This is a genomic window from Xanthomonas sp. WHRI 10207 (genome assembly GCF_040202975.1).
Lineage (GTDB): Bacteria > Pseudomonadota > Gammaproteobacteria > Xanthomonadales > Xanthomonadaceae > Xanthomonas.
Window position 1 is genome coordinate 232,068 of record NZ_JBEGDX010000003.1, and the last position, 17,987, is coordinate 250,054.

At 65.9% G+C, this 17,987-nt stretch carries 17 protein-coding genes; 8 read left to right on the top strand and 9 right to left on the bottom strand.

Annotated features, from left to right (window positions below; all coding sequences use genetic code 11):
• Positions 1-59: 59 nt before the first annotated feature.
• The 3 genes from ABQU90_RS11435 to ABQU90_RS11445 all read right to left on the bottom strand — a co-directional run bounded on the left by ABQU90_RS11435 (position 60) and on the right by ABQU90_RS11445 (position 5,095).
• Complete coding sequence (locus ABQU90_RS11435) at positions 60-2,087, bottom strand: acetyl/propionyl/methylcrotonyl-CoA carboxylase subunit alpha (RefSeq protein WP_323521014.1); 2,028 nt, start codon at positions 2,085-2,087, stop codon at positions 60-62.
• A gap of 223 nt (positions 2,088-2,310) precedes the next feature.
• Positions 2,311-3,921: a carboxyl transferase domain-containing protein gene (locus ABQU90_RS11440; RefSeq protein ID WP_323521015.1), complete on the bottom strand. Its 1,611-nt coding sequence runs from the start codon at positions 3,919-3,921 to the stop codon at positions 2,311-2,313.
• Between the two features lie 10 nt (positions 3,922-3,931).
• Positions 3,932-5,095, bottom strand: a complete 1,164-nt coding sequence (locus ABQU90_RS11445; protein ID WP_323521016.1) for an isovaleryl-CoA dehydrogenase — start codon at positions 5,093-5,095, stop codon at positions 3,932-3,934.
• Between the two features lie 129 nt (positions 5,096-5,224).
• Here ABQU90_RS11445 and ABQU90_RS11450 point away from each other — a divergent pair, with 129 nt between their 5' ends.
• The 3 genes from ABQU90_RS11450 to ABQU90_RS11460 all read left to right on the top strand — a co-directional run bounded on the left by ABQU90_RS11450 (position 5,225) and on the right by ABQU90_RS11460 (position 6,828).
• On the top strand, positions 5,225-5,842 hold the full coding sequence (locus tag ABQU90_RS11450; RefSeq protein ID WP_323521017.1) for a TetR/AcrR family transcriptional regulator: 618 nt from the start codon (positions 5,225-5,227) through the stop codon (positions 5,840-5,842).
• A gap of 87 nt (positions 5,843-5,929) precedes the next feature.
• Positions 5,930-6,304 carry a hypothetical protein gene (locus tag ABQU90_RS11455; RefSeq protein WP_055853635.1) on the top strand — a complete coding sequence of 125 codons (375 nt, stop codon included), beginning with the start codon at positions 5,930-5,932 and terminating at the stop codon, positions 6,302-6,304.
• A complete protein-coding gene (locus ABQU90_RS11460; RefSeq protein WP_055853633.1) occupies positions 6,301-6,828 on the top strand; it encodes an RES family NAD+ phosphorylase in 528 nt (175 codons plus the stop codon). The genes ABQU90_RS11455 and ABQU90_RS11460 overlap by 4 nt, the downstream gene beginning before the upstream one ends.
• A gap of 215 nt (positions 6,829-7,043) precedes the next feature.
• Here ABQU90_RS11460 and ABQU90_RS11465 read toward each other — a convergent pair whose 3' ends face one another.
• From ABQU90_RS11465 to ABQU90_RS11480, 4 genes are read right to left on the bottom strand one after another with little or no spacing between them, the layout of a single operon-like run.
• Positions 7,044-7,379, bottom strand: a complete 336-nt coding sequence (locus ABQU90_RS11465; RefSeq protein WP_323521018.1) for a DUF3325 domain-containing protein — start codon at positions 7,377-7,379, stop codon at positions 7,044-7,046.
• The gene (locus ABQU90_RS11470) at positions 7,376-8,995 is read right to left on the bottom strand and encodes a PepSY-associated TM helix domain-containing protein (protein WP_323521019.1); all 1,620 of its coding nucleotides are present in this window, start codon (positions 8,993-8,995) and stop codon (positions 7,376-7,378) included. Before ABQU90_RS11470 ends, ABQU90_RS11465 begins: the two co-directional genes overlap by 4 nt.
• Positions 8,992-9,303 (bottom strand): DUF3649 domain-containing protein, encoded by a 312-nt coding sequence (locus ABQU90_RS11475; RefSeq protein ID WP_323521020.1) that lies wholly within the window; start codon positions 9,301-9,303, stop codon positions 8,992-8,994. The genes ABQU90_RS11470 and ABQU90_RS11475 overlap by 4 nt, the downstream gene beginning before the upstream one ends.
• Positions 9,304-9,340: 37 nt before the next feature.
• Entirely contained in the window at positions 9,341-9,985 is a 645-nt protein-coding gene (locus tag ABQU90_RS11480) for a DUF4198 domain-containing protein (protein WP_323521021.1), read from the bottom strand.
• Positions 9,986-10,266: 281 nt separating this feature from the next.
• Between ABQU90_RS11480 and ABQU90_RS11485 the strand changes: the two genes are divergently transcribed.
• Entirely contained in the window at positions 10,267-10,785 is a 519-nt protein-coding gene (locus ABQU90_RS11485) for a c-type cytochrome (RefSeq protein WP_055853623.1), read from the top strand.
• 282 nt (positions 10,786-11,067) lie between these two features.
• Positions 11,068-12,786, top strand: a complete 1,719-nt coding sequence (locus tag ABQU90_RS11490; protein ID WP_323521022.1) for an ExeM/NucH family extracellular endonuclease — start codon at positions 11,068-11,070, stop codon at positions 12,784-12,786.
• A 288-nt stretch (positions 12,787-13,074) separates the two neighbouring features.
• Here ABQU90_RS11490 and ABQU90_RS11495 read toward each other — a convergent pair whose 3' ends face one another.
• Positions 13,075-13,461 carry a MerC family mercury resistance protein gene (locus ABQU90_RS11495; protein WP_323521023.1) on the bottom strand — a complete coding sequence of 129 codons (387 nt, stop codon included), beginning with the start codon at positions 13,459-13,461 and terminating at the stop codon, positions 13,075-13,077.
• A 61-nt stretch (positions 13,462-13,522) separates the two neighbouring features.
• On the opposite strand from ABQU90_RS11495, the gene ABQU90_RS11500 reads away from it, so the two are divergent.
• Positions 13,523-14,848 carry a GTP-binding protein gene (locus ABQU90_RS11500; protein WP_323521024.1) on the top strand — a complete coding sequence of 442 codons (1,326 nt, stop codon included), beginning with the start codon at positions 13,523-13,525 and terminating at the stop codon, positions 14,846-14,848.
• Between the two features lie 74 nt (positions 14,849-14,922).
• On the opposite strand, the gene ABQU90_RS11505 is transcribed toward ABQU90_RS11500, so the two are convergent.
• Positions 14,923-15,804, bottom strand: coding sequence for an EamA/RhaT family transporter (locus tag ABQU90_RS11505; protein ID WP_323521025.1), 882 nt, complete (start codon positions 15,802-15,804; stop codon positions 14,923-14,925).
• Between the two features lie 66 nt (positions 15,805-15,870).
• Between ABQU90_RS11505 and ABQU90_RS11510 the strand changes: the two genes are divergently transcribed.
• Together ABQU90_RS11510 and zapE are read left to right on the top strand one after the other, a co-directional pair.
• On the top strand, positions 15,871-16,533 hold the full coding sequence (locus tag ABQU90_RS11510; protein ID WP_115552900.1) for an alpha/beta hydrolase: 663 nt from the start codon (positions 15,871-15,873) through the stop codon (positions 16,531-16,533).
• 78 nt (positions 16,534-16,611) lie between these two features.
• Complete coding sequence (zapE, locus tag ABQU90_RS11515; RefSeq protein ID WP_055853613.1) at positions 16,612-17,706, top strand: cell division protein ZapE; 1,095 nt, start codon at positions 16,612-16,614, stop codon at positions 17,704-17,706.
• Positions 17,707-17,987: the final 281 nt, after the last annotated feature.

Sequence of the window (17,987 nt, forward strand, 5' to 3'; positions counted from 1 at the left end):
CACGCTAAGACCAGGACCGACGCGCGCGGACGTGCCGTTGGTCACCCTGCCGGGCGGGTCTACGCTTTCGCGGACACGAATTCCACCAACAAGGCGGCGTCGGCGACCAGATCGCCTTCGGCCACCAGATACGCCTGCACCGTGCCGTCGCTGGGGGCGTGCAGGGTGTGTTCCATCTTCATCGCCTCCAGCACGACCAGCGCCTGCCCGCGAGTGACCGGTTGCCCCACTGTCGCGACCAGCGCCACGATGCGGCCGGGCATCGGTGCAGTGAGTCCGCCGGCATCGTGCGCTGGCTGGTCCGCCTCCAGCAACGCGTCGTGGTGATGGAAGATCGCGCGTTGGTTGGAATCACTGACGATCAGCGCGGTGCCATCACGCAAGGCGTGTGCACGCCACTGGCGACCATCCAATTCCACCCGCAGTGCGTTGTCGTGTGCGTGGTAGCGCAGCGTGTGTGTGGTGTCTGCGTGCGTGACCTGCCACGCATCGGCGAGGCGACGCACGCCCAGTTCGCGATGCTCGCCAGCGGCTTCCAACCGCACGGTGTGCGCTGCATGCGCGCCGATGCGCCATCCATCGCTGTCCTGCCACGGCGAAAAGGGGTCGGCCAGGTCCGGCGTCGCCTTGGGCAACGCGTGTGTCATCAACACCGCCGCCAGACACCACCAAGCGGTGTCCGGGACCACCGCATCGGCGAACAACGCCGCATGTTCGCGTTCGATCAGCGCGGTATCCAGATCGGCAGTCGCAAACGCGTGGGTGCCGACCAGCCGCGCAAGGAACGCGCTGTTGGTAGTGACGCCCACCGCATGCACCTGTGCCAGCGCCTCGCGCATACGCGCCAGTGCGGCGGGGCGGTCGATATCCCAGACGATGAGTTTGGCAATCATCGGGTCGTAATACGGGCTGATGGTGTCGCCTTGCTCCACGCCTGCATCGATGCGCACATGCGCGCTGGCAGCCGGCAACTGCAGCTGGCGCAGGGTGCCGGTCGAAGGCAAAAAACCGCGGTCGGCATCTTCGGCATACAGGCGCGCTTCCAGTGCATGGCCGTGGATACGCAGCGCATCCTGGCGTTGCGGTAGTGGCCCGCCTGCGGCCACGCGCAGTTGCCACTCGACCAGGTCGGTGCCGGTGATCAACTCGGTCACCGGGTGCTCCACCTGCAGCCGGGTATTCATTTCCATGAAATAAAAATCGCCATCCGGCCCGGCGATAAATTCCACCGTGCCTGCGCCGACGTATCCCACCGCGCGCGCTGCATCCACGGCCGCCTTGCCCATCGCTGCGCGGCGTTGTTCGGTCATGCCGGGTGCGGGCGCTTCTTCCAGCACCTTCTGGTGCCGGCGCTGCACCGAGCAATCGCGTTCGAACAGATACACCACCTCGCCATGCGTATCGCCGAACACCTGGATCTCGATATGCCGCGGACGCTCGACATATTTCTCCACCAGCACGTGCGCATTGCCAAACGCCGATTGCGCCTCGCGCTGGCAGCTGGCCAATGCCTCGTCGAACGCGGCGCTGGTATCGACCCGCCGCATGCCCTTGCCGCCACCGCCGGCGCTGGCCTTGATCAACACCGGGTAGCCGATGGCATCGGCTTGCGCGCGCAAAAACGCAGAGGCCTGCTCGTCGCCGTGATAGCCCGGCGTCAACGGCACGCCCGCGCGTTCCATCAACGCCTTGGCGGCGCTCTTGTCGCCCATCGCACGAATCGCACTTGCAGGCGGGCCGATGAACACAATGCCGGCCTGCGCGCAGGCGTCTGCAAACGCCGCGTTTTCAGAAAGAAATCCGTAACCGGGATGAATCGCCTGGGCGCCGCTGACGCGTGCCGCATCGATAATCGCATCGCCGCGCAGATAGCTCTGTTGCGCTGGTGCCGGGCCGAGATGGATCGCTTCGTCGGCCAGACGCACATGCCGCGCATCGCGGTCGGCATCCGAATACACCGCCACCGTGGCAATGCCGAGCTTGCGGCAGGTTGCCATGATCCGGCATGCGATCTCGCCGCGATTGGCGATCAGGATCTTGTCGAACGGCCGCTGCGGTACTGTGGCAATGGAGTCGTGCTGTGTCATCGGGTCGGTCTCTGCACATCGCCAGCGTGGCCGGCGGTCGTGCGATTAAAGTCTTGCGATTAAAAGCGCGGATGTGTCGTTGTGCGAAGACAGCAGGTGCGATGCATGCGTTGGAGACGGACAGGTGACGCTGACATCTGGTCGAACGCTACCTGTCTGGCGATGGAGCAACCGCAGCGCGCAGCCGGCACCACCTGCGGTGCCTGCCAGCACACGCTGCCGCTTACATGCGAAATACGCCAAAACGCGTTGGCTCGATCGGCGCATTCAACGCCGCCGACAAGCCCAGACCCAGCACACGGCGTGTATCGGCCGGGTCGATGATGCCGTCGTCCCACAGCCGTGCGCTGGCATAGTACGGATGGCCCTGCTGCTCGAACTGCGCGCGTATCGGCGCCTTGAAGGCGTCTTCGTCGTCGCCCGACCACGCGCCGCCCTTGGCTTCGATGCCGTCGCGGCGCACGGTGGCCAAGACGCTGGCGGCCTGCTCGCCACCCATCACGCCAATGCGCGCGTTCGGCCACATCCACAGGAAATTAGGCGAATACGCACGGCCGCACATGCCGTAATTGCCGGCACCGAACGAGCCGCCGATCACCACGGTGAACTTGGGCACTTTGGCGCAGGCCACCGCCATCACCAGCTTGGCGCCGTCTTTGGCGATGCCGCCATGTTCGTATTTGCGTCCCACCATGAAGCCGGTGATGTTCTGCAGGAATACCAGCGGAATGCCGCGCTGCGTGCACAACTCGATGAAGTGTGCGCCCTTCAGCGCGGACTCGGAAAACAGGATGCCGTTGTTGGCGATGATGCCCACCGGGTAGCCGTGCAGATGCGCAAAGCCGGTGACCAGGGTGCTGCCATAGCGCGGCTTGAATTCGTCCAGTTGCGAATCATCGACGATGCGCGCGATCACTTCGCGCACATCGAACGGCTTGCGCGTATCGGCAGGGATCACCCCATACAGTTCGTCGGCGGCATGCCGCGGCGGCAACGGCGCCTGCAGCGCCAACGATGCAGCCGGCTTGCGCCAGTTGAGCTGCGCAATGATCGCGCGCACGCGTGCCAGCGCCTGTAGATCGTTGTCGGCAAAATGGTCGGCCACCCCGGAGATGCGCGTATGCACATCGGCGCCGCCCAACTCTTCGGCGCTGACTTCTTCGCCGGTGGCGGCTTTGACCAACGGCGGGCCGCCGAGAAAGATCGTGCCCTGTTCGCGCACGATTACCGTTTCATCGCTCATTGCAGGCACATAGGCACCGCCGGCGGTGCACGACCCCATCACGCAAGCGATCTGCGGGATGCCCTGCGCCGACAGGTTGGCCTGGTTGTAGAAGATGCGCCCGAAGTGATCGCGATCCGGGAAGACTTCATCCTGCAGTGGCAAGAATGCGCCGCCGGAATCGACCAGATAGATGCACGGCAGGCGGTTCTGTTGCGCGATTTCCTGCGCGCGCAGATGCTTTTTCACCGTCATCGGATAATACGTGCCGCCCTTGACGGTGGCATCGTTGGCCACGATCACGCATTCCACGCCGGACACGCGGCCAATGCCGGCCACCACGCCCGCACACGGCACCTGATCGTCGTACAGACCATGCGCCGCCAACGGCGCGATTTCCAGCAGGGCGCTGCCGGGGTCGAGCAGCGCGTCGATGCGTGCGCGCACCAGCAGCTTGCCGCGTGCGACGTGCTTTGCCCGCGCGGCCTCGCTGCCGCCGAGCGCTGTGTGCGCCAAGGTGCGGCGTAAATCGTCCACCACGACGCGCATCGCAGCGGCGTTTACCTGAAAGCTGTCGCTGCTGATCTGCAGCTTGCTGGTGATCACGCTCATAGTGGCTCCGTCAGGCGGTGCGTTCGAACAGCTCGCGGCCGATCAACATACGGCGGATCTCCGAGGTGCCCGCGCCGATCTCGTACAGCTTCGCATCGCGCCACAAGCGCCCGGTGGGGTAGTCGTTGATGTAGCCGTTGCCGCCCAGCACCTGGATCGCCTGGCCGGTGAGCCAGGTCGCCTTTTCGGCAGCGTACAAGATCGCCCCGGCTGCGTCCTGGCGCGTGGTGCGCCCCGCATCGCAGGCGCGTGCCACCGCATACACATACGCGCGACAGGCATTGAGCCCGACGTACATGTCGGCCAGCTTGGCCTGCATCAACTGGAAGGTACCGATCGGCTCGCCGAACTGCTTGCGCTCATGCACATACGGAAACACCACACCCATCGCTGCGGCCATCAATCCAAGCGGGCCACCGGCCAGCACCACGCGTTCGAAATCCAGCCCGGACATCAGCACGCGCACGCCACCGTTGAGCGTGCCCAGCACGTTTTCTGCAGGCACCTCGCAGTCGGTGAACACCAATTCGCAGGTGTTGGAGCCACGCATGCCCAGCTTGTCGAGTTTCTGCGCGGTCGAGAACCCCGGCATGCCCTTTTCGACGATGAACGCGGTGATGCCGCGTGCGCCGGCGTCCGGGTCGGTCTTGGCGTACACCACCAGCACGTCGGCATCGGGGCCGTTGGTGATCCACATCTTGCTGCCGTTGAGCACGAAGCGGTCGCCGCGCGCGTCGGCGCGCAGCTTCATCGATACCACGTCCGAGCCGGAGCCGGCCTCGCTCATCGCCAGCGCGCCGACATGCTCGCCGGTGCACAGCTTAGGCAGGTAGCGCTGCTTCTGCTCGGGCGTGGCGTTCTTGCGCAGCTGGTTGAGGCACAGGTTGGAATGCGCGCCGTACGACAATCCAATGGCGCCGCCGGCGCGCGAGATTTCTTCCATCGCCACCACATGCGCCAGGTAGCCCATGCCGCTGCCGCCGTATTCTTCTTCCACGGTGAGCCCGAGCAGGCCCTGTTCGCCGAACAGGCGCCACAGCTGCGACGGAAACACATTGTCGTGATCGGCCGCGGCGGCGAGCGGGGCGATATGGTGGCTGGCGAACGCCGCGACGCTTTCGCGCAGCAGATCGATCTCTTCGCCAAGCTCGAAGTTCAAGGACGGCACATGCATGGAGCGACTCCGCAAGGATCGGGACGTGCCGGGTGGGAGCGGGCAGGCCGCACGGCGTATGTGGGGCAGCCTAGCGGTCCGCGACAAAAAAGTGAACTAAAATTCAACTATTGAACCCAGAATCACACCATGGCTTATCGACGCTCCGCCCTGATGGAAGAACGCCTGGCCGGCAATCGCGAACGCATCCTGCACGCGGCCCGCGCCCTGATCGCCGAAGGCGGCTATCGCAATGCCCCGATCACCGCGGTCGCCGCCGCCGCAGGGGTCTCGACCGGGCAGATTTATCGGCATTTCCCCTCCAAGGCCGAGCTTTTCGTCGAAGTTCTCGACGCGGCGGTGCAGCGCGAGATGGCCATCCTGCGCGCCATCGCCACCATCGATGCCAGCGCGGCCGAGCGCCTGCGCAGCGCCATCGCCACCTTTGTGCGGCGAGCGCTGGCCGGCCCGGCGCTGGCCTACGCTTTCATCGCCGAGCCGGTGGAGAGCGAGGTGGATGCCGAACGTATCCGTGGCCGTCGCCTGTTTGGCGAGGTGTTTCGTCAGTTGCTCGCCGAAGGCGTGGCGGCCGGAGAGTTCCCCGAGCAGTCGCTGGATGCGGCCGCGGCCTGCATCGTCGGCGCCTTTACCGAAGCCCTGGTCGGACCGATTGCCCCCAGCCGGGGCGATCCGCAGCAGGGCGAGCACCTGGTGGAGGCGATCTGCGGCTTCTGCCTGCGCGCCGTGGGCGCAGCCGCGCCCGCCTGAGGATGCACTGACCATGCATCTGGCTGTGCTGGATGGAGGTGGATTACTGTGCATATACTGTGCGCACTCCGTATCGAAGCACATGCCATGGTCGCCGTCCTCAATCCGCTGTCCCTGACCGAGCGGCTGCGCGCGCCCGATCGCACCATCCTCTCGCCGTCGGCCATGGCGGGCCTGCTGGAGTTGTCGCAGCAGGAGTTGGCCGAGCTTGCCGGCGTGCATCGCAACAGTCTGCGCGTGCACCCGGAGAGTCCGCGTGTGCAGGATCTGCTGCGCAACCTGTCGCGCTTGCTGGTGGCGATGGCGCAGATCCAGCCGGACGAGCGCCAACTGGTGTTCCATCTCAAAAACACGCCGATTCCTGCGTTCGAATTCGCCACGCTGCTGGAAGTGGTCAAGCAGGGCCGCACCGACGACGCGCTGACGTATCTGCGCACCGTCGCCGCCGGGGCCGCGGGTTGAGGCTGAGCGCCCCGGCGCACTGCACGCTGTATCGCGCCTTCACTCCGCGCTGGGCCGCCGAACCGCTGAGCGGCGCAGGTGCAGCGCGATCGGGCGGCCGCTTCAACCGCTTCGGTCAGCCGGCGCTGTATCTGGCTATGGAACTGGACACCGCCGCCGCCGAATATGCGCAGGCGGCGCCGTTCCTGCCGCCGTTTACGCTGGTCAGTTATGCGGCCGCGTTGCCTGCGCTGGCCGACCTGCGCCTGCTCGACGCAAGCTGGGACGCACTATGGGCCGACTGGACCGACGACTGGCGCAAGGCTCTGGTCAACAAGGTCGAGCCGGTCAGCTGGGTGCTTGGCGACATGCTGCGCGAGGCGCTGATTCCCGGCGTGATCTTCCCGAGCATGGCCGCGCCCAATGGCGTCAACGTAGCGGTGTTCCTTGACATGCTGCAGCCCGATCAGGTGCTGCGCGTGCTCGACGATGGACGCCTGCCGCGCGATGGCCGCAGTTGGGGCGACCCGCCGACAGCGGTGTAGCGGCCAGACGCACGGCAGCTGCGGATCCTGCATCGAACGCACGGGACGTCATTGCGGCCGCGATGCGGCAAAGACGCGCGTGACCAATGTCCTGAAGATTGCCTGGCGCGTCCACGTGCCCAGCAACGCCGCGTGCGCGAAAGCAGCGGAAATCGCAGCACACCAGAAACCGCTGCAACCCAGGGCACTGCCGCCGCGAAACAGCGCGACCGGATTCAACCGGCCAGCAGCTGCGCCATGCCGGCCAGCACCGGGGCGGCCATCGCAGCCGGCAGGATCAGTGCACGCCGGTACGGCAGCAGCCATAGCGATAACAGTGCCGCTGCAGCGGTCACTGTCCCCAGCCATAGCACCGGCCCGATACCCCAGCCTTGTGCATGGACGGCGATGCCGAAGGTGAGCGACAGCAGTAACCAGCCGACGATGCGCAGCTGCCGCGTGCGGGCAGTGCCGAGGCTGCGGCCACGGACCTCGTGCTGATGTTTTTCCATCGCCAGACACAGCGCGGCGAATCCGGAAAAATTCAGCGCCAGCAACAGCAGCACGCTCATGCGCCTTCCTGCACGTGGACGTTGTTTTGCACCGCTGCCGCAGTCGTGGTGGCGCGTGCACGGCGCGCGGCTGCCGACTGCGGCGCCTTCCAGTGCTGCAGGCGCCAGCCGGCAATGCCCAGGCACACGCCCAGGCCCAGGCACACCAGATCGACACCGGCCAACGCCCATTGCCCGGCCGGCAGCGTGACGCCCAGATGCACCTCGGTGGTCAGTGCGTTGACGAGCGGCACCAGCGCGAACAAGGCGGCGCCTATGTACAGCTGCCAGCTCCACATCGCGCGACGCGGCCACACGAACGCAGCCAGCAACGCAACACTCCAGGCGGCGAAGAACAGGTTCGCTTCCATCGCCGCGCGCGATTCCAGCGTCACCGGCAACAGCCGGTTGGCCCAGAAGAAACTGGCAAAGGCGATCGGCAAGCCGGCCACCGTGCCGATATTGAGTGCATCCACCAGGCGCAATCCAAACCCGATGCGGCCGGCTTTCAGATGCTTGGGCCGTTCTTTCACCGCCCACATCACCACGCCGCTGGCCACCATCAAACAGCCCAGCAATCCGGAACTGAAAAACAGCACGCGTAACCAGGGGCCGGCGAAGTGCGCGATATGCAGGCCGACCATCACGCCGCGTGTTTCGCTCGCGCCGCCGGGCGCGCTACTGCGTTGCAGGCGCTCGCCGCTGACCGCGTCGTACAGCATCGACGGCGCGGTGGTGGACAGCTTGGCTGCCAACTGGCTCACGCCAACGGCGGCATGCGCATCGTTGGGCAGCGACACCGCCACGTTGCCGATATCGGCCCCATGCAGATCGCGGCGCGCACGTGCCACAAACTGCTCCAACGGCAGCATCGGCGCCCGCGTACCGGCCGCTTGCCGCGTATCGGCCACGCGGTTGGCCGACTCGTCGTAGAAGCGCATCTCATCGTCGGCGTAGCGTGCCTTGATGCCCCACGGCAGGTACATGAACATCAAGGTCACGATGCCGGTATAGGTGATCATCGCGTGGTACGGCAACGCGGTCACCGCACTGACGTTATGGAAATCCAGCCACGACCGCAGGCCTTTGCCCGGGCGGAAGGTAAAGAAGTCCTTGAAGATCTTCTTGTGCGTGATCACGCCGCTGATGATCGCCACCAGCATGAACATCGCGCAGAACCCCACGATATAGCGCGCCCACAGCACCGGCAGATAATGCAGGTCGAAATGCAGCCGGTAGAAGAACTCGCCGCCTAGCGTGTCGCGCGCGGCGATCTCCTTGCCGGTGGCCGGGTCGATGATGGCATTGCCATACAGTTGCCGGCGACTTGCCGGTTTGCCGTCGGCGGGCGCAGGGTTTTGCCAATACATGCTCACCACCGGGTTGCGCGTCTCCGGCAAGGTGATGTTCCAGCTCAGCGCATCGGCTGCATGCGTTTGCAGATAGCGTTCGGCGCTACGCAGTGCGATCTCAGTGCTCACCGTGGTGGTGGGCAGCTCCGGGCGCATCCAGCGGCTGATTTCGTCGCGGTAATAACTGGCCGTGCCGCCCATGAAGATCAGCAGCAATACCCAGCCGACCAGCAGCCCGGTCCAGGTGTGCAGCCAGGCCATCGACTGGCGGAATCCCTGCTTCATGCCATACCCCGTTGCAGCCAGGTGGCCAGCGCAAACATCAGTGCCGCCGGCACCGTAATGCCGGCCCAGGCACGCCACACGCTGGCGGTGGCGAATGCCCACAGCGGCGCGCATGCGCACACCACGATGCCGACCAGCATGCTGGTCAAGACCGCTTCGCTACGCGGCAACGGCAAGACCAGTGCAAGCAAGAGATTGGTCGCGCTGGCCAGCGCGTAGCCGCCGAAGATCGCCGCCAGCGTGCGCGCAAGCACGCCCAGCCACGGGCGCCGGAACCATGGAAGCGACAGGGGCGATGCACTGGACATCAGGCGGGCGACAGGCGTGGCTGACCTAACGCGATGCTTATTCGGCGACGAAGGTCAGGGTGCTGATGTGATGCACCATCGACACCTGCTTGCCGGCGATCTCACGCGTCACCGGCTCCTTGTTGTTCACCACCAGAATGTGGCGACCGGCGCGCAGTTTGGGCAGGGTGACCTGGCCCTTGTCGTCGGAGGTGAGCGTCTTTTGCCACTTCTGCGGGTCGATCACGGTGACCTCGGCCTTGGGCAGCGGCTTGTTGCGATAGAGCACGGTGAGCGTGCTGCCGTTGGCGGTGGTGGGCACCAGCTCCAGATCGAGCTTGGCCGCTGGCGTGCTGCGCCCGGCACGGGCGTAATAGCTCACCGTCTCGAACCCGCCGGCTTCGCCCTTCCACGGCTCGAACACGCTGTCATCGCTCAGCCACGCATCGCCGGCACCGGCGAGCGGCGCGGTCAGGACGTCGTCGCCACGCGTCAGGGCACCGGCCTTGCCGGCGGTACCGAACACGCTTGGCTTTACCACGCGCTTGATCTCGTCCTGGCCGTGGTCGAGGGTCTCCTGCGCTGGCTCGCCGAAGAAGATGCGTACCGGGCCGCTGCCATCGCGTTCGATCCAGATTTCGTGGGCCTGGGCGGACAGACTGATGCTGGCCAAGGCCAGGCAGGACAGCAGGAAAGACTTCATCGCGGCGACTCCTCGTTGACGGGACCGGGCGAGGCAGCAGGCGCGTCACCGTGGGTTGATGGGAATGATACGCAATTCCCTTCGCAGAGACCAACATGCCATGCGGCACTGCGGCAATTTGTCGGCGGGCGCGAGCGTGCCCGCGCACAGGGGCTACAGCCGGTCAGGGCGCAGCGCACATCGCGGCAAAAACTGTCATGCACGCTGGTCAGACGGGCATGAACTGTGCTCTATACTCCGGCGTTAGCAGAGGTCTTCGACCAACAGCCAGGGGTGAGCGCGTGCGGAATTACGACCTCGAGTTCCTGAAAAAATTCTCGATGGTGATCGGATTACTTGTAGTCATCACCCTGGGCCTGATCGCCCTGGCAGCCTATTTGCAGCGTGCCATCCCCGATGAGGTGTCGCCGACTGCCGTCAAGCGCGTGCAGCAGCGCATCGCACCGGCGGGCGCGGTCTATGCCGGCACCACCGGTGCAGCCGCACAGGCTGCGGCCCAGGCCGCAGCGCTGGCCAAGGCGTCCTCGCAGTCCGCCTACGGTGGCACCACCGACGGCAAGACCATCTTCGACAACCTGTGCACCGCCTGCCATACCACCGGCGTGGGCAAGGCGCCGACGCTGGACCACTCGCATTGGGACGCGCGTATCGCCCAGGGCAAGGACACCTTGTACAAGCACGCGATCGAGGGCTACACCGGCCCGGACGGCGGCATCATGCCGCCCAAAGGTGGCAACCCGGGGTTGACCGAAGAACAGGTGCGCGCCACGGTCGACTGGATGCTGGGCAATCTGAAATAACCTTTTGCGGCGTCGTCGACGTCGACAGGCCCGCGTCTACTGTGGCGGTGCGTCTGTGGCGGGTGCGTCTGATGAGCTCGCTCGCCGGGTCGGTGCGCGCTTCATTGCACGGGTCTGTCAACGTGGCGACGTGCACACCGGGTGCCGCCGGTCCGCCACGGACCTGTCGACGCAGGATCTGGCGGTACTTCCCAGCGGTTTGTTAGCCTGCTCCTGCGCCCTGTCCTCACGCGCCGCCTTCCGGGCGGCGTTTGCGTTTGACCTATCTTCTGGAGTGTTTCGATGTCGCGTTGCCCGCTGCTTGTGCTCGGTGTGATCGGTTTGCTGGCGCCGCTGCTGTGCAGCGCGGCCGACAGCGCGCCGCAGCGTCTGTCGATTGCCGACGTGCAGGGCGAGGACACCCGCAGCCCCTACGACGGCCGCGTGGTCGACGTGGAAGGCATCGTCACTGCCGATACGCGTGCCGGGCTGGCCGGCCTGTTCGTGCAGCAGCCCGGCTTCGAGCCGCGGCGCTCGCATGGCCTGTTTGTCACCGGTGCGGGCAATGCCGAGGTGGCGGTGGGCGATCGCGTCCGCATCGTCGGCACGGTGCGCGAGGTGTCGGCAGGCGGCGAGGCGAGTCTGACCTCGGTGGATGCCAGCAGCATCGAACGGCTCGCCAGCGGCCAGCCGGTGCCGGTGCGCATGCTCAGCGGGCCGCCGGCCAACTGGGAGGCGCTGGAAGGCGAGCACGTGCGCATCGCCGCGCTGACGCTCAACGGTAGCGACCGCCTGGACACCTACGGCGAGTTGGTCGCCGCATTCGGTGGGCGGTTGTGGCAGCCGAGCGAAGTGGCCGCCGCCGGCACCCCGGCCTTTGCCCAGGTCGACACCGAGAACGCGCGCCGCCGCGTGCTGCTGGACGATGCGCGCAATGGACGCAGCCCCAAGACGGTGGCGTATCTGCAACCCGAGGCGGTGCTGCGCAGCGGCAGCCTGCTCAAGTCGGTCGATGGCATCGTCGACCAGCGCTATGACGGCCAGTACCGCATCCAGGTGCTGACTCCGCTCACGCTGCCGGCCATGCCTACGGCGGTGGCGCCGCAGGTCGGCGGCGATCTGCGCATTGCCTCGTTCAATCTGGAGAACTTCTTCAACGGCAATGGCCGCGGCGGTGGTTTCCCGACCAAGCGCGGCGCGCGCACGCACGAGCAATTCCAGGCCCAACTGGCCAAGCTGGTTGCCACCATCCTGCCGTTGCAGGCCGACGTGGCCGCGCTGATGGAACTGGAAAACGACGGCAACGGTGCCGATGCGGCCGTCGCGCAGCTGGTGGCCGCGCTCAACGCCGCCGGCAAGGACAAGGACTGGCAGTTCGTCGATACCGCCAGCGGCCCGGGCGAGGACGCGATCCGGGTCGGCATGCTCTATCGCAGCTCGCAGGTCACCCCGGTGGGTGAGCCGGCCACGCTGACCGGCGGGCCGTTCGACAACCATAGCCGCGTGCCGTTGGCGCAGGCTTTCCGCAGCAGCCGCGGCGCCACCTTCGTGGTGGTCGCCAACCACTTCAAGTCCAAGGGTTGCGGCAACGCCAGCGGCGCCGATGCCGACCAGCAGGACGGCCAAGCGTGCTGGAATGCCACGCGCACCGAATCGGCCAAGCGCCTGCACCAATGGCTGCAGACCGACCCCACCGGCGCGCAGACCAAGCTGGCCGTGCTGCTGGGCGACTTCAACGCCTACGCGATGGAAACGCCGATGCGCAGCCTGCGCGCCAGCGGCTGGCAGGACGCTTTTGCGGTGGCTGGGGTGAAGCAACCCTACAGCTACGTTTACGACGGCATGAGCGGGCGCCTGGACCATGCGCTGCTCAGCCCGGCGATGGCCAAGCAACTGCGCGGCGCAGTGGAATGGCACGTCAATGCCGATGCGATGGACGACGCTGGCTATGCCAAGCGCAACCTGCCCGGCCCGTGGCGTAGCTCCGATCACGATCCGGTGTTGTTGGGCTTTTCGTTGTAGGTGACGCCGAGGCGCGGTCGTCGCGGCGGTGCTGGTGCGCGCATGCAGCGACCAGCTATATACGTCGCAATGTTGCCGGATCACGAAGGCATGTTGTCGCCGATGCCTGCGGTCAGGCGCGCGTGCAGCAGTGCCGTCGGCAAACTCCATCGTGCCGATAGCCAGTGCAGAATTGCAGCGGCGAGTCTTCGCCAAAACAGCCATCAGCGCGTGTGATTGCACCGCCTGCTCGCATTTTGAACGCCATCGTCTACAACGCTGTCTATGCCGGGCCGGGCCGCAGCAGGTTTAGCTCTCACAACGCCCAGCGCTGCGCCGCAGCCGCAGATTGAGCAGATGCGCGCTGGCCAGGAGCAAGCTGCCTGTGACCGTGATGGGTGTTTCCAGAGTGCCTCCTGCAATGCCGCTGGCGCCCAATGCCAGGCCGGCCAGTCCAAAACCCGCCAACGCCCACACCGGCGCCGGTAGCGCGTGGCGTCGATGCGTGCTCCACAGCGCGAAACCACTCAGCGGCACCGCCGCAGCGGCAAACACGACGTGCACCCATTCGGCCCGGCTCCAGGCACCCAGCAGTGGCAGCGCAACGGCCAGCAGAGGCAGTGCTAGGCAATGCAGCAGGCACAGGCCGGACAAGGCGATGGCCGAAGTATCCAGTAACGAAGCGGTTGCACGCATGGACGCGGTCTCGTTGAGTAATTGTTATATAGTAACACTTCACTCCCCCGAGGTTGTCCGGATGTCCCTGTCCCCCACCCGCGATCCGCGTCTTCCCGTCACCGTGTTGTCCGGTTTTCTGGGTGCCGGCAAGACCACCTTGCTCAACCGCATCCTGCACAACCGAGAGGGCCTGCGTGTGGCGGTGATCGTCAACGACATGAGCGAGATCAACATCGATGCGCAGCTGGTGCGCGACGGCGGCGCGGCATTGCGGCGGACCGAAGAGACGCTGGTGGAATTCAGCAACGGCTGCATCTGCTGCACGCTGCGCGACGACCTGCTGCAGGAGGTGCGCAGGCTGGCCGAGCAGCGTCGCTACGACTATCTGCTGATCGAATCGACCGGCATCGCCGAACCGATGCCGGTCGCGGCGACCTTTGCAGTGCGCGATGCAGATGGCTTCAGCCTGTCGGATATCGCGCGCCTGGACACCATGGTGACGGTGGTGGACGGCAGCCGTTTTCTCGAGGATTTCGGTTCGGCCACGACGCTGGCCGAGCTGGGTCAGCAAGCCGGGCCGGACGATACGCGCGGGTTGGTGCAATTGCTGGGCGAACAAGTCGAGTTCGCCGATGTGCTGGTGATCAGCAAGTGCGACCGTATCGATGCAGCGCAGCTGCAACGTCTGCGCGCGGTGCTGCGTGCGCTCAATCGCGAGGCGACGATTGTGGATGCGACGCACGGGGATGTGCCATTGCATCAGCTGCTCGATACCAAGCGGTTCGATTTCACCCGTGCGCAGCTGGCGCCAGGCTGGATGCAGGAACTGCGCGGTGAGCACACGCCGGAGACCGAGGAATACGGCATCAGCAGTTTCGTGTATCGCGCACGTCGACCGTTTCACCCGCAGCGGTTTGCGCGCATGGTGCACAACGGGCTGCCGCAGGTGATCCGCAGCAAGGGATTTTTCTGGTTGGCCAGCCGCATGGATTGGGTGGGCGAGTTGTCCAGCGTCGGCGGCGCCACCCAGACCAATGCCGCCGGCTTCTGGTTTGCCGCACGTCATCGCGTGGATGCGCAATCGATCGGCGAGCGGCTGCAGACCAGCATCACGCCGCTGCCGTACACCGACATCGGTTGGCAGCGGCAGCAGACCCAATGCTGGACCGCGCCGCTACCGCAGCTGCATGAAGTGGGCGATGCCACCGAGTACGCCGCCATGCAGCGGCTCTGGCACCCGTTATGGGGAGATCGTCGCCAGGAGCTTGCCGTGATCGGTGTGGAGATGGATACGACGCACACGCGCGCCGCCCTGGATGCCTGTCTGCTCAGCGATCACGAACTGCGCCAGGGTCCGGCGCAGTGGCAACTGCTGGAGGATCCGTTCCCGCAGTGGGAGCGTTGAAGTCTTTGCACGCTGTCATGCGGGCGCCGGCGGCGTACGGGTGACAGCCGCGACGTGACTAGGCAACTGGCCCCTCAGCGCGAGCCCCAGGCAATCAGCGCAATCGCCAGCACCGCCAATCCCAGACCCACGCGCGTCCAGCGCGTGGTGCGCTCGCCGAACACTGCGATACCGGCCAACGCACCGAGCGCCACCACCCCGATGTTCATCGTCGCAAAGACCGTGGCGGGGCTGTGCGGCAGCTGTTGGTGGGCGCGCACGTAAAACAGGATGTTGCCGAAATTGAGCACGCCCAGCAGCAACCCGGCGGCCATGCTGCGCGGATGCAGCCGATGGCCGCGCTGCATGCGCACCAGCTGCACGCACAGCAGTAACCCGAACGCGATTGCAAAGCACAGCGTCAGCGCAGTGAGTGAGGTCGTGCCCGAAAGCGCAATCGTCTTGAGCAGGATATCGATCAGCGCAAAGCCTACCCATACGCCCAGCAGCCAGGGCCACGCACGTGCCTGCGCGCCGGTGGTAGATGCAGGCTCGACCGTCGCCGGCGCATGCGCGCGCTGCACGATGCCGACCATCGCCAGCAATCCGACGCCCAGCCCTGCCAGCTTCCAGGGCCCGGCGGCCTCGCCGAAGACGGTAAACGCCGCCGCCAGCGACAACAGCAGCGACAGCCGTTGCGCCACGTCGGTGCGCACGATGCCGGCCACGCGCACCGAGCGCGCCAGCACCAGGAAAATACCTGGCAATGCAACCGCCAGGCCCAGCAGCGCCAGCCACGGCGTGGTCGCCGCGCTCAGGCTGGAAAATGCGGGGTTGAGCAGGGCCACAGCCAGCACGCAGGCGGTGGCGTAATTCCAGGTAATGGCCTGAAACACGTCGATCTCGCGACGCGGTGCCAGCTTCAACAACACCGACACCAACACGCTGCAGACAACGGCAAACAGCAGAAAATGCATGGGCAACGCAACGAAGTGTGCAGGCAGGGCGATGAACGCGGCCGGCGGGGCGGCTATTATGCAGGCATGTCCAATCCCCCATTTCCCACCGAATCCGCCACGTTGACGCTGGATGGGCCGGTCGGTCCGCTCGATGTCGCGGTCGATCTGCCTGAGCCGGACGTTGCCGCGCAACCGCTCACGGCCATTCTCTGCCACCCGCTCTCTACCGAGGGCGGCAGCATGCACAACAAGGTCGTCACCATGGCCGCGCGCGCGCTGCGCGAGCTCGGTATCACCGTGGTGCGTTTCAATTTTCGCAGCGTGGGTACTTCGGCCGGCAGCTTCGATCATGGCGACGGCGAGCAGGACGATCTGCGCGCGGTCGCCGATTGGGTGCGCGCGCAGCGGCCGGGCGACACGCTCTGGCTGGGCGGTTTCAGCTTCGGTGCGTATGTGTCGTTGCGGGCTGCCGGTGCGCTCGCGCCGCAGGTGCTGATCTCGATCGCACCACCGGCCGGGCGCTGGGATTTCAGCGACATGCAGCCGCCGGAGCAGTGGCTGGTGATCCAGGGCGATGCCGACGAAATCGTCGACCCGCAGGCGGTGTACGCCTGGCTGGACACGCTGGAGCAGCAGCCCGAGTTGGTGCGCATGCCCGACACCAGCCACTTCTTCCACCGCAAATTGATCGACCTACGCGGTGCGATCCAGCATGGTGTCCGGCGCTGGTTGCCGGCCGCTGTCTGACCGCGGCATGGACCACGCGTATCGCCTGGCGATGCGCCGTTGAGCGGGCAGGGCAGCAGCCGGCCCGCGGAGAACACAATGAGTGAGATGACCCCGTCGCAGCGCTACGCCGCCGGCGTACAACGCGGCGACTGGCGCGCCGATCCTGCGCAGCAGGCGGCGCTGGCGGAACTGGACCGTATCCACGAGGCCTTGGTGGATAGCGCGCAGGACGGCTGGCTGGATCGGCTGTCGGCGTTCTGGAAAAAGCCCGAGCCGGTGCGCGGCCTGTATTTCTGGGGTGGCGTGGGGCGTGGCAAGACCTTCCTGGTCGATCTGTTCTACGACGGCTTGCCGATCAAACAGAAGTACCGCACGCACTTCCATCGCTTCATGCGCGGCGTGCACGAGCAGTTGCGCGAACACGCCGGGCAAAGCGATCCGTTGGCCAAGATCGCCCAGCAGTGGCGTGAAAATCTGCGCGTGCTGGTGCTGGACGAATTTTTCGTCACCGACATCGGCGATGCGATGTTGCTGGCGCGCCTGCTGGAGCGCCTGTTCGCCGAAGGCGTGACCCTGGTGACCACCTCCAACACCGCGCCGGCCAACCTCTACGCCAACGGCTTGCAGCGCGACAGCTTCATGCCGGCGATCGGGCTGCTGCAGAAATTCTGCGTCGAGCTCTATGCCGAAGGCACCGAGGATTACCGCATGCGTGCGTTGACGCGCTCGCCGGTGTATCGCGCGCCGCTGGATGCGCAGGCCGATGACTGGCTGCTGCAGCGCTGGAGCGAATTGAGCGGCAATGCCGAGGCACGCGGCGGCAATATCGAAATCGAAGCGCGCAAGATCGCGGTGCGCGCGCGCGGCAAGAGCATCGCCTGGTTCGATTTTGCTGCGCTGTGCGAAGGACCGCGCGGTCCGGCCGATTACATCGAGATCGCATGCGAATTCACCACCGTGTTGCTCGGTGGCATTCCGCATTTCGATCGCATGAACGAGGATGCCGCGCGGCGCTTCGTCAACCTGATCGACGAACTCTACGACCGTCACGTCAATCTGGTCTGCACCGCGCAGGACGCACCGCCAGCGTTGTACAGCGGCCAGCGCCTGGCCGGCGCCTTCGAACGTACTGCCTCGCGTTTGATCGAAATGCAGAGCGCGGAATATCTGGCCACTGCGCATCGGGCGTGAGCGCGCACGCGCGTCCTGCGCCGGGGCGCTACAAGATCGGCGCCATCGAAGAAGAGTGCGGGTAGAGCCAGTTTGGCGGCGGCGCGTGGTTGAACGAGATGCCGTTGTTGCCTATCGACCCGTGACCCGTCGACCCGCCAGTCGATGCTGCCGAGCGTCATGCTGACCGACCTGTTCCTGCCCAGTCCCTGGCTGGCCGATGGCATGGCAGCGACGGTGTTTGCAGCGATCGAACGGCGAGGCGACGGCGACCGCCGGGCTGCGTTGTGCAAGGTCGCCTC

Bases quoted from the DNA above. Each gene is read 5' to 3' on its own strand.
- ABQU90_RS11435 (WP_323521014.1), bottom strand. From the start codon at position 2,087: ATGACACAGCACGACTCCATTGCCACAGTACCGCAGCGGCCGTTCGAC.
- ABQU90_RS11440 (WP_323521015.1), bottom strand. From the start codon at position 3,921: ATGAGCGTGATCACCAGCAAGCTGCAGATCAGCAGCGACAGCTTTCAG.
- ABQU90_RS11445 (WP_323521016.1), bottom strand. From the start codon at position 5,095: ATGCATGTGCCGTCCTTGAACTTCGAGCTTGGCGAAGAGATCGATCTG.
- ABQU90_RS11450 (WP_323521017.1), top strand. From the start codon at position 5,225: ATGGCTTATCGACGCTCCGCCCTGATGGAAGAACGCCTGGCCGGCAAT.
- ABQU90_RS11455 (WP_055853635.1), top strand. From the start codon at position 5,930: ATGGTCGCCGTCCTCAATCCGCTGTCCCTGACCGAGCGGCTGCGCGCG.
- ABQU90_RS11465 (WP_323521018.1), bottom strand. From the start codon at position 7,379: ATGAGCGTGCTGCTGTTGCTGGCGCTGAATTTTTCCGGATTCGCCGCG.
- ABQU90_RS11470 (WP_323521019.1), bottom strand. From the start codon at position 8,995: ATGAAGCAGGGATTCCGCCAGTCGATGGCCTGGCTGCACACCTGGACC.
- ABQU90_RS11475 (WP_323521020.1), bottom strand. From the start codon at position 9,303: ATGTCCAGTGCATCGCCCCTGTCGCTTCCATGGTTCCGGCGCCCGTGG.
- ABQU90_RS11480 (WP_323521021.1), bottom strand. From the start codon at position 9,985: ATGAAGTCTTTCCTGCTGTCCTGCCTGGCCTTGGCCAGCATCAGTCTG.
- ABQU90_RS11490 (WP_323521022.1), top strand. From the start codon at position 11,068: ATGTCGCGTTGCCCGCTGCTTGTGCTCGGTGTGATCGGTTTGCTGGCG.
- ABQU90_RS11495 (WP_323521023.1), bottom strand. From the start codon at position 13,461: ATGCGTGCAACCGCTTCGTTACTGGATACTTCGGCCATCGCCTTGTCC.
- ABQU90_RS11500 (WP_323521024.1), top strand. From the start codon at position 13,523: ATGTCCCTGTCCCCCACCCGCGATCCGCGTCTTCCCGTCACCGTGTTG.
- ABQU90_RS11505 (WP_323521025.1), bottom strand. From the start codon at position 15,804: ATGCATTTTCTGCTGTTTGCCGTTGTCTGCAGCGTGTTGGTGTCGGTG.
- ABQU90_RS11510 (WP_115552900.1), top strand. From the start codon at position 15,871: ATGTCCAATCCCCCATTTCCCACCGAATCCGCCACGTTGACGCTGGAT.
- zapE (WP_055853613.1), top strand. From the start codon at position 16,612: ATGAGTGAGATGACCCCGTCGCAGCGCTACGCCGCCGGCGTACAACGC.